Origin of the sequence: Lentibacillus salicampi, assembly GCF_004565465.1 — a bacterium.
Lineage (GTDB): Bacteria > Bacillota > Bacilli > Bacillales > Amphibacillaceae > Lentibacillus > Lentibacillus salicampi.
In genome coordinates this window covers 62599-76423 of record NZ_SRHY01000006.1, presented here as the reverse complement: position 1 = coordinate 76423, position 13825 = coordinate 62599, and the positions used below count along the sequence as shown (strand labels likewise).

Sequence of the window (13825 nt, the reverse complement as noted above, 5' to 3'; positions counted from 1 at the left end):
CTGATTAATGATAATATGATTACGAAAAGTAACCTGATTCAATTGTAACACACTAATTCTTTTAGGTAAATGGAATTACGCTTGACTCCGCATTTAGTGGACAGTGTATCGTTTGGTAATCTTTTTCATTTGTGAAATAATAAGGGTGGAAACTAAACTATGTTGGAGGTTAACCGTATGATAGATCAACAAACAAAGGAAAAATATGCTGAGCTGGCATTAAGGACAGGGGTCAATTTGCAAAACAACCAGGCCTTAATGATCAATGCGCCAATTGAAGGGGCTGATTTCACCAGAATCGTTGCACGGAAAGCTTATGAAATGGGCGCCAAAGACGTACATATCAATTGGTCGGATGATGAATTGTCGTTATTGAAATATGAACACGCACCGGACGAGGTTATTGGAAATATTCCGGAATGGAAAGTTCAGTTGCATGATATGTATGCGGAAGACGGAGCGGCAGTGCTGTCGATACGTTCCACCAACCCGGATTTGCTGAAGGATATCGATTCGTCCCGGGTGGCCATGGCGAATAAGGCTTCCGCACAAGCCATGAAAAATTTCCGCCAATATACTATGAATGACCGAATTACCTGGTCCATCATTTCCATCCCAACCGGCGACTGGGCACAGAAAGTTTTTCCCGATAAATCCTGGGAAGATGCGATCGCACATTTATGGGATGCTATTGTGAAAATTGTCCGTGTTGACAAGGACGACCCGATTGCTGCGTGGGATGCCCATAATGAAACATTGAAGACAGCACGGAAAATACTGAATCGAAAAAAGTATACCAAATTGATCTACAGAGCACCAGGCACTGATCTTGAAATTGGTCTTCCGGAAGGGCATATTTGGAAAGGCGGTTCAGCGGTGTCGGAACAGGGCACGACCTTCAACCCGAACATGCCGACAGAGGAAGTCTTCTCCCTGCCGCATAAATATCATGTGAACGGAACCGTCGCCAGTACCAAACCACTCAACTACGGCGGCAGTGTCATCGACAATTTCAGTCTGACCTTCAAAGACGGGAAAGTGACGGGTTTTAAAGCAAAACAAGGTGAAGAGACGCTGAAACATTTGCTGGAAACGGATGAAGGTGCCACCCGTTTAGGTGAAGTGGCGCTTGTGCCCCATGAATCGCCTGTCTCCCAGTCTGGATTGATTTTTTACAACACGCTGTTTGATGAAAATGCCTCGTGCCACATCGCGTTAGGAAAGGCCTATCCAACCAATCTGGAAGGTGGCGCGGAAATGGATGACGAAGCGCTTGATCAGCATGGTGTGAATGACAGCTTAACCCATGTTGACTTCATGATCGGCTCAGAGAAGCTGGACATTGACGGTGTTCTCGAAGACGGCTCAACGGAAGCTGTTTTTCGGAATGGCACATGGGCGTTGGACGTGACAGGCGAATAGTCGTGTTGGATGGGACCGAACTACTCTCGCCATTAAACAGGTTCCCCTTCAAATCTATAATCGAAAGTTATCGCAAAAAAGTGGCATGTTTTTTTAAAAAAACATGCCACTTTTTTGCATTTAGTGTACGATTATAGGGGTGAATAATTCTATAAATTTTGGACCTGGTTTTGACTGTAAAAGAGACATTAAAGTTACTATACATATCATAATATAAACTTATTGAACTTATATGATACTTTTGGTATCATTAAATTGGAGGGATGACTGATGGAAAAGATATCAGCTGAAAAGCTCGGAAACTTAGTTGAAGAAAAACGTCTGGAGAAAGGATTCACCCAGGAGCAACTAGGTGAGAAAGCCAAAATCAATCGTCAAATAATTGGACGTATTGAAAATAACAAGCATGTTCCATCCATTACTCAATTGAATAATCTTATGGATGTATTGAATTTCAATCTGCATGACCTTACTGACGAGAAGGAAGAAAGTAACGTGTTTGTTGCCATGATGGGTAAAGCGGAAACCCCTAATGAAAAAAAGTGGCTTGAAGATATGACAGCCATGATGCTATGTTTAAGAAAACATGTCAGAATAAGGAATGCGATGAATCATGAATTCACAGTTAAATCATAAAGAACGGTACGAAATGGAAAAGTTGGTTGAACAGAAGCGCAACATGTATAACCTGGGAATGGGTCCACTTGGTGATGGCATTTTACAATTAACAGAACACCTCAATATAAATGTCATTTTTTTGCCGAAAGACCCGAAAACTGATGACAACCCCCTTTCTGCTATTTACCTGGCTTCAAAAGAGAAAGGGAATCAAAACCTGTTCTTTATCGGCGTTAATTCAGCCCAACATTATGATTCCCAGCTATTCTCGATTGCTCATGAACTATATCATCATTTTGAGGATACAGATAACGTACACTTATGCCAAAGAATGGAATGCGCAGGAAGTAAAAGAGAACACAGGGCGAATCAATTTGCCGCCTCTTTCCTGCTGCCTGACAAGTCCCTTAAAGAGGAAATATATATAAAAAACAACTATGACTTAAACATGGACAATTGGGAGTTACCCGCTTCTTTACGCTTTATCGCAAAGCTGCACCTGGATTATAAACTGCCTTATAAGGCGATTGTTCACCGCCTGGTTGAAGTGGGTGCCATAAAAGATGAAATTGTGTTTCAAGCTCTATGGTCACAAAGCGCAAGGAATGAGACAAGTGTGTACTATAAAATTGCGATGAGCTTCGATCAAGATTTGTTCATGTTACTGAATAAGCAGACACACAAGGTAGGAGCCAATGCACGCTTATTGGATTATATGCTGCAAAATTTCGAGAGTTCTGGTGTTGAAATCGATGAGTTAGCAGAAGATTTATCACTGTTTGGTAAAACGATAGGGGAGTTTGGGCTGGCAGACGAAAATGATAGTGGCATGGAAGATTTGATGAGGAAGCTGAAGGAAGAAGATGAAGGTTGATCTGGAAAATCATAACGAAGCGTTATTCACACTGATAGATAACTTCAGTCAAATACTTCCCCTTGATGCCAACCTCCTTATTCCATCCGATCGATCTAAAGTCACGCCCAATGCAAGTCTTGATTTTAATTTCTATAAACGGATATGGCTGGACCCTTTTTTTAAAACATTTCCCTATTTGGCCATTCATCAGGCTGTTTATGAAGAAGTTGTCACTACTCCCAATTTGTCAAATTATATTAAACAAAAAATACAACAGCAAGTACTTATTTTGCTGAAAGACGACGACTTGACTTGTGAAGAGCACTTGTTGCGTAATGGTGTTGAGCAAAAAATTGCGGCTTCAACGAATTATGAACCGGAAATAGATAATAGAGACGACCGCGGCGAGGTTAAGTCCCTTGCCCACATTCATGTAAAAGAACTAATCTACTTTTGCTCCCATGACTCCAATGCCTTAAGATTAGTAGATAAGGCAGTCACCCTGGAAACCAGTTTAGAGTCTTTGATCACGATCAAACTATATGAAATCATATATTACTTGAGTAAATTGCAAATGGCTGACTCAAAGGAAATGCGGTTCCTATATAAGTTTCACTATTATTTGACCAGCCATGAAAAGAAAACAAATCCAAGCTGGAACGACTTTCGAATGGGAATGGATCGATTATATGATTATGCTGTAAAAAATAGCAGGGGAAAGCCAACGCCATTGCTTTAAAAGGATGTTCAAAAAATTTCCGTTAACTGATCATAAAAGGGTGAATATTTCTCGTTTGGATATAAATAGCTTTATTATAAAGATATCATATGTGATATAATGGAAACGGAAATAGTGTTATTCAGGGATTTCGCAGTTCAATTATTAGGAGGTATTAAATAAATGACCACAAAATTAACCAGACATGGTATTGAACCTCCCCAGAGCGTCCAACTCAGTGGGGAGGTTTATTTCCTGACTCTTTCCATCGACTTATTTCATAGGTTGCTATATGACTGAACAGATATCACATCAACCCATTTTTCACCAGCACAGCCTTAATCGTCGTATAACTGTAAGCATCCGCCAATGACTCTTTCAAAGGCTTGAGCTTCGGTTCGTCCAATTCACTCCGTGCAGCCAAAACTGCTGATTCTTCGTCATGATTAAAAAAGATTTCCCATGCAAGTGGATGTCCTTCTTTAAACGCCTTGAAAATATGCCCTTCAACTGTTTGATTGGTTAATTCACGCATGAGTGCAATTTCTTGAATCGATTTGCCGGACCGGAACATCGTATAACTGATCATGTAGCTCGGGCGGTCGTCTGCCTGTTTTTCTCGTTTGGGGTCAGGGGAAGTGCCTGCTATCTTAACAGGTCTTGCCGCATCCGGATGATTGCTGCGCCAGTCACGCACAACCGCAAGAAATGCTTCACCGTATTGGTCGTATTTCTTATTACCAACGCCCTTTACAGCCAGCATGTCCTCCTTCGTTTCTGGGACATAGCGGCTGAGTTCTTTTAACGTGGCATCGGAGAACAGGACATATGGCGGAACACCTTGCTCAGTGGCCATTTCTTTTCGCAGTTCACGTAATGACTGAAACAAATCTTCCTGGTAATCGGTTGGTTCATTTGCCGGAATTGGCGCTGTGTACATCCAGACAGTTTGCCTGCCTTTCAGTACATCGACCGAGTTTTGATTCAGCTGTAAAGTCGGGAATTTGCCGTCCCGAGTTGCCAGCATTTGTTCCGCAACTAAAAATTGAACCCGCTCCGTGAGTTGTTTTTCCGTATAGGCTGACAGAATGCCATACGTCGAAACCGTATGCAGCTGGAATTGACGCAGCCGGCTGTCCTTCGATCCTTTCAACACCTTGGCCGTCATGCTTACTCCGAAGCGTTCGCCCATCCGTTTGACGCACGACAGGATCATTTGAGCTTCTTCTGTGATATCGATACGGTTCCGGCGGTTTAGACAATTGCTGCAGCCTCCGCAAGTCCCTCCGTCAGATTCCTGATCATTAAAGTAATCAAGAATGAAGGAAGTCAGGCAGCCGTGCGTATGGCAATAGTTGATCATCGCCTGCAGTTTGCGGTATTCATTTTGTTTGGCATTCTCATCCATCAACGACTGTTCGATCAAAAATTTCTGCAGCTGAACATCCTGCGCCGAGAACAATAGGATGCAATCACTATGTTCCCCGTCACGGCCGGCCCTGCCCGCTTCCTGATAGTATGCCTCAATCGTCATCGGCATGGCGTAGTGAATAATAAATCGCACGTTGGACTTATCGATGCCCATTCCGAAAGCATTTGTGGCGACCATGACCGTTTTTTCATCGTGGGTAAACGCCGCCTGAGCCGCTTTGCGTTCGTTTTCAGACAGCCCTGCATGGTATTTGGCTGCTGAAATGCCACGTTTTGTCAATTGTTCATGTACGGTATCAGCTTGTTTTCGCGTTGCCGTGTAAATAATGCCGGATTCATCCTGATGTTCGTTCATAAACGAACGGATGTATGTCGCCTTATCTTTTCCCTTGACAACATGAAAGGCGAGGTTTTCCCGTTCAAATCCGGTCTTAACAATATGCCGGTTTTCAATATGTAATAACGTTTGAATGTCAGCCATTACTTCTTCGGTAGCTGTCGCGGTTAATGCGACTGTAACGGGAACGTTGGGCAGCTGTTGTAAATTGGGGATAATGGACCGATAGCTTGGCCTGAAGTCGTGCCCCCATTGAGAAATACAGTGTGCCTCATCAAATGCCACCAGAGCAATCCGGATGTGTCGCATCGTGGAAATAAATAGGGACGACTCGAAGCGCTCTGGTGCGACATAGACAAATTTGTAGCTGCCCGCTTCAATATCCCGCAGTCGTGCCTGTTGTTCACCGGCTGAAAGGGAACTGTTTATGTAGGTTGCCGGAATTCCCAAAGCATGCAGCGCATCAACCTGGTCTTTCATGAGCGAAATGAGCGGTGAAATGATGATCGCGGTACCGTCCAAAGCCATGCCGGGAATCTGATAACACAGTGATTTGCCGCCGCCCGTCGGCATCACGGCTAGTGTGTTATATTTCTCTGTAATATTATGAATGGTCTGTTTTTGACCAGCACGAAAGGTATCATAGCCAAAATATGTCTGCAGGATTTGTTCAGCTTTTTCTAACATGGTTCGATTCTCCTTTATCCCTTACTATCCTAACATATTTTGGCGGAAAATAAGCTGGTAAAATCCCCAAATAATAACCGGCAATTTACGCTGCTGTGGTCCTGTTTTTGAAAAATATTCGACAATTGAGGCAAGCAAAATCGGGGGCTAATGCCTGTTTGATATGACCGCTCGTGTGCGCAATTTCAGGATGCCTGATGACGTTTTCTGATGGTTTTATTGAAATGGGAAGTCATTTTTTCAAATAAAATTGTTTACATAAACCTGCTTGCCATTTAAAATAACGTTATCTTAACTGAAAGAATTCCCATCTGTGCCAAGCTTATGAACTGTACAGTATGCACGCGGCATTTACCTGTGCAGGCTTTGGTGCGGAAAATCCGGTTATTATCGGGTTTTCAGGAAAATATACGCTTAAGGGGGGACGATGATGGTTCCAACTCTTTTGTTTGAAGTTATGCTGGTTGGTCTTTTGGGGATTGGTTCCCAATGGGTTGCCTGGCGCTATCGGATGCCGGCAATAGTGGTCATGTCCATCACCGGATTGCTTGCTGGGCCAATATTTGGGATTATGAACCCCGAGGAGGACTTTGGAGAGTTATATAGCCCGATTATATCGGTCGCGGTTGCTATCATCCTTTTTGAAGGCAGCTTGAACTTGAGTTTCAAGGAAATCCGCGGTCTTGGACGTCCGGTTTTTCGTATTTCAACAGTGGGAGCATTTCTGGCGTGGATCCTTGGGTCACTGACAGCACACTATATCGCCGGCTTGAATTGGGCTGCTGCATTTGTCATAGGCGGCTTGTTTATTGTGACAGGGCCTACTGTGATCATGCCACTTTTGCGGCAGTCCAAACTGAAACCGCGCCCCGCAAAAATCCTTAAATGGGAAGGGATCATTGTCGATCCGATTGGAGCGCTGCTGGCTGTATTTGCTTTTGAAATCATCTCGTTTTTGACGTCGAACAACCCGGATGGTTCACAACTGCTCATCTTCTTTGCGGCATCAGTTTTCGCGATTATATTGGGATGGGCATGTGGCAGGGGCATTGGCTGGATGTTTGAAACAGGTCATATTCCGGATTTCCTGAAATCACCTGCTGTGTTTATTGTTGTCATTGCTTCGTTTACCTTTGCAGATGTCATCGTGCATGAAACAGGACTTTTGGCTGTAACTGCCATGGGGATGACGCTCGCCAACATGGGCATCAGTTCTGTTGAGGATATGCGCCATTTTAAAGAAAATATTTCAATTCTATTGATTTCGGCGATTTTCATTATGCTGACGGCTTCATTGCAAGTGGAAACGCTGTTGAAAGTATTTGACCCGAATATCATAGGGTATGTACTGTTAATGATGTTCATCGTCCGCCCATTGTCTATTTTCTTGTCGACCATCAGAACAGATTTGGCACTGAATGAAAAGATTTTGCTCAGCTGGATTGCACCAAGAGGTATTGTGGCCCTGACGGTTTCGGGTTATTTTGCCTCAATACTGAGTGAAGGCGGCTATGCGGACGCAACCATCATCACAACGATTACATTTGCACTTGTATTTACGACCGTTGTTGCCCACGGATTTTCGATTGGCTGGCTGGCCAAAAAGCTGCACCTTTCCATGGAAGGAAGACCAGGTACATTAATTGTCGGCAGTAATAATTTTACAGTCAATCTGGCAAAATCACTGCAAAAAGCAAAGGCACCGGTCATTATTGTTGATTCATCCTGGGAAAGATTACGGAAGGCTCGTGAAGCAGGGATTCCGTTCTATCATGGGGAAATGTTATCGGAACAGACCGAATACAATTTGGATACGATTCCTTATGAATATATGATTGCTGCCACCGAGTATAATTCCTATAATGCCCTTGTTTGTACGACATTCATGCCGGAGTATGGCAGGACAAATGTGTTTAAAGTGAGTCCGTATCGCCACGATCTTAATGGTATGGGTGATCTCGTTAACAAGGTCGGCGGGAGGATTCTTTTCAGACAGGATTTATCCCTTGACGATCTGAACCAGAAGACCAAAGAGCATTATATATTCCGGCAGACTGCGATTACCAATCAATACCCGTATAAGCAGTACTTAAATGAGAAAGATGAAGACACGGTATTGCTCTATATTATGAAGCCATCAGGCAGGATGAAATATTATTCGGAGGAATTGCGGGTAACACCAGAGCCTGGTGACACGGTTGTCAGTCTCACGCCGCCGGTTAAAGAAAAGAAAAAAATCCGGCAGCGCCTGGAGAACCAGCGGAACAATAACGGAAATGGGAAAAGTAAATCGTAAAAAAAGGGCTGTCCGGTGTGGGCAGTCTTTTTTGTAGGTGGAGTTCAACCTGGAAAAGGAAACTTCAACCGGAGAGAAACCATCAGTCTGAGGATGAAAGTAAGTTCCCATATGGTAAAACATGGGCAAAGAAAAACAAAACATGAGCGCGAGAACGAGAATAAGTTCCCAAATGCAAAGGTATCATTCCACACCCATTACAATAAAAAAAGGGCCGCCCATACAGGCAACCCGGTCCATGTCATTCTATCTCATCCAATTGTTTATTCAATTCAGCCAGACGCTCCTCAATTTCAATCAGTTTTTTTTCGCCGGCCGATGTATTGACGCTGAATGAGGTGGCTTTTTCCACGTCGCCCTGAATCCGTACATAATCCGATTTCAGCTCAGCTATTTCCGCTTCAATTTGCGCTTTTGTCATGACGATCACTCCCATATTACAGTGTAGCCGAAAGCCCCTTTACAAAACAAGCAAATGCGTTAAAATAATAGCAATCAATAAAGGGGGAGACATATGCGAATCAGATTCGAAACGTCGCTTAACCGTTACAAACAAAAAGTTGAGCCTTTATTGCTTAAAAAAGAGGCATGTAACAATCTGATGCTTGGAATCATGAATCGCCTTGAACAGGATGATTCTGTAAAACACAGCAACGCCTGCCTGGGACTTGTCGAACTGAACGATAAACCTGTTTATGCGTTCATGCAGACGCCGCCAAACAACTGGATACTTGCTGATGTTGACAACACCGGTGATGATGCGATCCGGCAGATAGCACGCTTCGTCCATGAAAAGGCTGAAAATATTCCAGGTGTTATCGGGCCGCCTGATAAAGCAAACATTATGATCAAAGAATTGGAGCATCTGCGCGGCTCAACATCAGCTGTACATATGAAGCAGCTGATTTATCAGCTCGACCGCGTGAATGCTATTTCGTATGCAGGGGGGAATTTAACAGAAGCCACTCCAAATGACCATCAACTAATGAAAAATTGGCTCATGCAATTTGGTGAACAAGCCAACGAGCCGATGTCAGCAGAACGTGCAGGACATGTGGCCGAAGTCTTTATTGAAAAACGGTCATTATATCTTTGGAAAGTTGATGATAACGCCGTTTCAATGGTGAACCAGTCACGGCAGACCAAAAACGGCACAACCATCAATGCTGTTTTTACACCAGATGAACACAAAGGGAAAGGCTACGCGACCGCTGCTGTGGCGAAGTTATCGGAAAGATTGCTGCAGGAGGGATTTCAATTTTGCTGTCTGTTTACCGATGCGGCCAATCCCACCTCAAACAATATTTATAAAAAAATAGGGTATTATGAAGTTGGCACATCGGTTGTATATAAACTGGCCGACAACAAGAGGTGACGACCCCGGCCATCACCGCTTGCCCCATTTTGCTCGCTGTTAGATCAGCGCATCTTCTTCATCTTTTTGTGCATCCTGATAGGTGTGGTAAAAGTGGCTGATAATCGTTTTGACCACCGCATAGACCGGGATAGCAAACAACATACCTAGAAAACCGCCGATACTCCCGGCAGCCAAAACGATCGTAATAACCGTTAAAGGGTGCAGGTGCAGTGCCTTGCCCATTACGTTTGGCGAGACGAGGTTGCCTTCAATCTGCTGAGCCACAATCATCACAATCGCGACCCACAACGGCATAAGCGGATCCTGGAAGAAGCCGACAATAATCGCTGGTGTGACAGCTAAATATGGTCCGATAAACGGGATGACACAAATGATCGCACCGAAGATGGCCAGTGTCATGGCATAGTCCAGACCGATAATCGAATAGCCAATGTACAAAAGTACCCCGATACAAAGCGCAACAATCATCTGACCTTGGATATAGGATGTGAGGCTGTCATCGATTTTATATAAAAGCGAACGGATATTGTCTGCCTTCTTTTTTTCAAAAAACTGGGTAATGAACGGGATAAATTTTTCTCCGTCTTTCAGCATAAAAAACAGGAAAAATGGAATCAGTATCAGTGCAAACATGAGGCTGATAAATTCGCCAATAAACCCGAAAATAAACGACATGACCGTCTCAATATATGTTTGCACGTTGGCTCTAATATTGCTGATAGTCTCGTTAATGGTCTCATTCACTTCATCCGGGATGACGTTTTGATTTTCCTGCCAGTAGTCGATAATATTCTCTGCAGTTGAAATCCATCCGGGTATATTATTGACCAGCATAGAGAATTGATTTTCCAAAATCGGCACAATATATCTGGCAATGATGAACAGAGCGGCTATCAGAACTACAAATACACCAAGGATGGCAACGATTCGATGCATTTTCAGTTTTTCCAATAAATGCATCAACGGCCGCGTTATGTAAAAAAGAACACCTGCACCGATGATCGGAAATGCGACGGCACCAACATATTGAAAGATCGGTTCGAAAATCCAGTCGGTGGCCGATACGAGTAAAACCAGCAGGAAAACAAGAATAAGAACAATCAGCGTCTGGAACCAGCGTTTTTGCATCACGTGTGATCACAACTTTCCTATTGAAATTCGCTTAAATCTATTTTAACCGCTCCGGCGTGTAATAGAAAGTATATTCTTCTATCTTTTCCTATATGCCAAACCTGTAAACATAGAAGAATAGAATGCAGATCAAAAGTATGATAAAATTCCTGTAATAGATTGTAGTCGGAAGGGTGAGGTCGTCATGAGTCACTGGGAAATGGTTTATGAGAAATGGCGTTCGTTTGAACAGCTTGATCCCGCATTAAAGCAGGAACTGGACGGGATGATTGATAAAAAAACGCTGGAAGATGCATTTTATACGGAATTGACCTTTGGCACCGGGGGGATGCGTGGCGTGCTCGGACCGGGGACCAACCGGATGAATATTTACACAGTCAGGAAGGCTGTTGACGGGCTTGCTAATTATTTGCAGGCTCACGCCGGGGATGCCGGTGAACGAGGTGTTGCGATTTCGTATGATTCAAGATATATGTCACAAGAATTCGCGCTGGAAACGGCAAAAGTGCTTGGAGCACACGGGATTAAAGCTTATGTGTTTGAGACATTGCACCCGACACCATTGCTTTCGTTTGCTGTCCGTTATTTGGGAACGGCTGCTGGTGTCATGATAACGGCTAGCCATAACCCGCCGGAATACAATGGTTTCAAAGTATACAATGAAGATGGTGGGCAAATCACACCAGACGAGGCAAGTGATATCATTGGCTATATCGGGGAGACAGAAGACGAATTGCTGGTCCCGTATCTGGAACAGGACAAACTCGAAGAACAGGGCTGGCTCAACTGGATCGGACTGACGGTTGATTATGCTTATTTGGAGCAGCTGGCAGGAATATCAAAACTGGACGCCGCCGAACAGCAAAAGGCTAAAGAGCTGCAAATCGTGTTCACCCCGCTGCACGGGACAGCCCATGATCTGGTATTGAAAGGATTGGATCAGCTGACATTTAATCAGGTGGATGTGGTGGAAGAGCAGGCAGTGACGGACCCGGAGTTTTCCACAGTTGAATCCCCCAATCCGGAAGAGCATCAGGCATTTACGATGGCGATTGCATTGGGTAAACAGACACATGCTGATGTTTTAATCGGAACAGACCCTGATGCTGATCGGCTCGGGGTAGCGGCCCAGGATGCAGCCGGCGAATATGCAGTCTTGACAGGCAATCAGCTGGGCGCCTTGATGCTTGATTATATTTTATCACATAGCGATCCGGTTTTATTGAAGAATGCCCGGATGATAAAAACCATCGTGACGTCCGAATTGGGCCGGAAAATTGCGGATGCCAATGGTGTTAAAACGATCGATACCTTAACAGGCTTTAAATATATCGGTGAAAAAATCCGGCAATTTGACGCAACGGATGAAACATTCGTGTTTGGTTATGAGGAAAGCTACGGCTATTTGATCAGTGATTTCGTACGTGATAAAGATGCTGTTCAGGCAGCAGTCCTTGCCTGTGAGATGGCGTATTATTGGAAAAAACAAGGGAAGACCCTGTTTGATGCCCTTCATCTGCTTTATGAAACGTATGGCTATTACCTGGAAGATATGTCATCACTGACGTTAAAAGGAAAAGAGGGCTCGGAGAAAATTGCTGCCATCATGGCGCGGACACGGAACGAGCCATTAACAGAGATCGGCGGCCTGCAGGTAGCGTATGTCGAGGATTATCTGGCAGGTGAACGGAAAGCTGTTCACAGTGACCGGACAGAACCGATCGGACTGCCAAAGGAAAATGTGGTAAAATATATTCTGGCTGATGACAGCTGGGTTTGCCTGCGTCCGTCAGGCACCGAACCGAAGATCAAATGTTATTTTGGTGTTCGTGAACCGGATGAACAGACTGGCAGACAACAGCTGAGTAAATTGAAAACCGATATGGAAAATGCCATCAGCCGTGCTGACTCTGTTTAGTTTTTAAAGTTGGTTTTTCCTCTTTAACTTGACTTTTTCCGTTATAAGCTGTTTAATGAAGTTAATAAGAATTCGATTCCTGAAGGGGAGTAGCTGTACAATTAACGTCGTCATTACGAGATGGACAATCTCCGGCTTAATTGGCAACAGAAGTTGTTAGCGAGACCTTTACCACTGCTGGTAAGGGTCTTTTTTCATGGTCCTGACCTGTCGGTGGGACCATTTTTCACGAGGGAGAGATTATTGTGGAAGCACAATTGTTAGTAGAATATTTGTGGGTGCTTGTCATACTGATCGGTCTTGAGGGTCTGCTGGCTGCCGATAATGCACTGGTACTTGCCATCATGGTGAAACACCTTCCGGAAGAAAAGCGTAAAAAGGCGCTCTTTTATGGATTGGCCGGTGCGTTTGTCTTGCGGTTTGGGTCGTTGTTTGTCATTTCATTTCTGGTCGATTTCTGGCAGGTACAAGCCTTAGGAGCGCTCTATCTGTTAGGTATTTCGGGTAAAAATTTATACGACAAATTTTCAAACAAAGAAGAGGACGCGAAACAAAAGCCGAAAAAGGCTGGCAGCGGCTTCTGGATGACCGTTTTGAAAGTGGAGTTTGCGGACCTGGCTTTTGCTGTGGACTCGATCTTAGCCGCTGTTGCCTTGGCGGTGGCGTTACCGGAAACAGCGTGGCCGGCAATCGGGAGCCTTGATGGGGCTCAATTCACCGTTGTGTTTGCCGGTGGGATGATCGGGCTGATTATTATGCGGTTTGCTGCCAACATTTTTGTGGAACTGTTAAATAAGCGGCCAGGTTTAGAAGTTGCGGCATTCGCTATTGTCGGCTGGGTTGGTGTGAAGCTTTCGATGATCGTGCTTGCCCATGATGAGATCGGTCTGATTCCGCATGCCTTCCCACATTCAACCACATGGAAAATTATTTTCTATGTTGTTCTGGTAACGATTGCCGTCACTGGCTGGTTCGCGTCCGATAAGGTTGCCGAGAAGACCCCACAGCATGAAAGCATGTGATAACCGGCAAA

General features: G+C 44.3%; 11 protein-coding genes. 8 read left to right on the top strand and 3 right to left on the bottom strand.

Annotated elements, in window-relative coordinates; genetic code table 11:
• Positions 1-177 precede the first annotated feature (177 nt).
• From E4U82_RS07135 to E4U82_RS07120, 4 genes are all read left to right on the top strand, one after another.
• Positions 178-1422: an aminopeptidase gene (locus tag E4U82_RS07135; protein WP_135109515.1), complete on the top strand. Its 1245-nt coding sequence runs from the start codon at positions 178-180 to the stop codon at positions 1420-1422.
• A 270-nt stretch (positions 1423-1692) separates the two neighbouring features.
• Complete coding sequence (locus E4U82_RS07130) at positions 1693-2058, top strand: helix-turn-helix transcriptional regulator (RefSeq protein WP_135109514.1); 366 nt, start codon at positions 1693-1695, stop codon at positions 2056-2058.
• Positions 2036-2914, top strand: coding sequence for an ImmA/IrrE family metallo-endopeptidase (locus E4U82_RS07125; RefSeq protein ID WP_135109513.1), 879 nt, complete (start codon positions 2036-2038; stop codon positions 2912-2914). The genes E4U82_RS07130 and E4U82_RS07125 overlap by 23 nt, the downstream gene beginning before the upstream one ends.
• On the top strand, positions 2904-3635 hold the full coding sequence (locus E4U82_RS07120; protein ID WP_135109512.1) for a hypothetical protein: 732 nt from the start codon (positions 2904-2906) through the stop codon (positions 3633-3635). Before E4U82_RS07125 ends, E4U82_RS07120 begins: the two co-directional genes overlap by 11 nt.
• 286 nt (positions 3636-3921) lie before the next feature.
• Here the strand turns inward: E4U82_RS07120 and recQ are convergent, their stop codons facing one another.
• Complete coding sequence (gene recQ, locus E4U82_RS07115; RefSeq protein ID WP_135109511.1) at positions 3922-6069, bottom strand: DNA helicase RecQ; 2148 nt, start codon at positions 6067-6069, stop codon at positions 3922-3924.
• A 430-nt stretch (positions 6070-6499) separates the two neighbouring features.
• On the opposite strand from recQ, the gene E4U82_RS07110 reads away from it, so the two are divergent.
• Positions 6500-8365 carry a cation:proton antiporter gene (locus E4U82_RS07110; RefSeq protein WP_135109510.1) on the top strand — a complete coding sequence of 622 codons (1866 nt, stop codon included), beginning with the start codon at positions 6500-6502 and terminating at the stop codon, positions 8363-8365.
• Positions 8366-8606: 241 nt separating this feature from the next.
• On the opposite strand, the gene E4U82_RS07105 is transcribed toward E4U82_RS07110, so the two are convergent.
• Positions 8607-8786, bottom strand: coding sequence for an SE1832 family protein (locus E4U82_RS07105; protein ID WP_135109509.1), 180 nt, complete (start codon positions 8784-8786; stop codon positions 8607-8609).
• A 93-nt stretch (positions 8787-8879) separates the two neighbouring features.
• Here E4U82_RS07105 and E4U82_RS07100 point away from each other — a divergent pair, with 93 nt between their 5' ends.
• Positions 8880-9740, top strand: coding sequence for a GNAT family N-acetyltransferase (locus E4U82_RS07100; protein WP_135109508.1), 861 nt, complete (start codon positions 8880-8882; stop codon positions 9738-9740).
• A gap of 39 nt (positions 9741-9779) precedes the next feature.
• On the opposite strand, the gene E4U82_RS07095 is transcribed toward E4U82_RS07100, so the two are convergent.
• Complete coding sequence (locus tag E4U82_RS07095) at positions 9780-10871, bottom strand: AI-2E family transporter (RefSeq protein WP_342447723.1); 1092 nt, start codon at positions 10869-10871, stop codon at positions 9780-9782.
• Between the two features lie 187 nt (positions 10872-11058).
• Between E4U82_RS07095 and E4U82_RS07090 the strand changes: the two genes are divergently transcribed.
• Both E4U82_RS07090 and E4U82_RS07085 read left to right on the top strand, forming a co-directional pair.
• Positions 11059-12792: a phospho-sugar mutase gene (locus tag E4U82_RS07090; RefSeq protein ID WP_135109506.1), complete on the top strand. Its 1734-nt coding sequence runs from the start codon at positions 11059-11061 to the stop codon at positions 12790-12792.
• A 245-nt stretch (positions 12793-13037) separates the two neighbouring features.
• Positions 13038-13814, top strand: coding sequence for a TerC family protein (locus E4U82_RS07085; protein WP_135109505.1), 777 nt, complete (start codon positions 13038-13040; stop codon positions 13812-13814).
• Positions 13815-13825 lie beyond the last annotated feature (11 nt).

Coding starts and splice junctions, on each gene's coding strand:
- E4U82_RS07125 (WP_135109513.1), top strand. CDS start 2,036: ATGAATTCACAGTTAAATCATAAAGAACGGTACGAAATGGAAAAGTTG.
- E4U82_RS07090 (WP_135109506.1), top strand. CDS start 11,059: ATGAGTCACTGGGAAATGGTTTATGAGAAATGGCGTTCGTTTGAACAG.
- E4U82_RS07120 (WP_135109512.1), top strand. CDS start 2,904: ATGAAGGTTGATCTGGAAAATCATAACGAAGCGTTATTCACACTGATA.
- E4U82_RS07110 (WP_135109510.1), top strand. CDS start 6,500: ATGGTTCCAACTCTTTTGTTTGAAGTTATGCTGGTTGGTCTTTTGGGG.
- recQ (WP_135109511.1), bottom strand. CDS start 6,069: ATGTTAGAAAAAGCTGAACAAATCCTGCAGACATATTTTGGCTATGAT.
- E4U82_RS07130 (WP_135109514.1), top strand. CDS start 1,693: ATGGAAAAGATATCAGCTGAAAAGCTCGGAAACTTAGTTGAAGAAAAA.
- E4U82_RS07135 (WP_135109515.1), top strand. CDS start 178: ATGATAGATCAACAAACAAAGGAAAAATATGCTGAGCTGGCATTAAGG.
- E4U82_RS07095 (WP_342447723.1), bottom strand. CDS start 10,871: ATGCAAAAACGCTGGTTCCAGACGCTGATTGTTCTTATTCTTGTTTTC.
- E4U82_RS07105 (WP_135109509.1), bottom strand. CDS start 8,786: ATGACAAAAGCGCAAATTGAAGCGGAAATAGCTGAGCTGAAATCGGAT.
- E4U82_RS07100 (WP_135109508.1), top strand. CDS start 8,880: ATGCGAATCAGATTCGAAACGTCGCTTAACCGTTACAAACAAAAAGTT.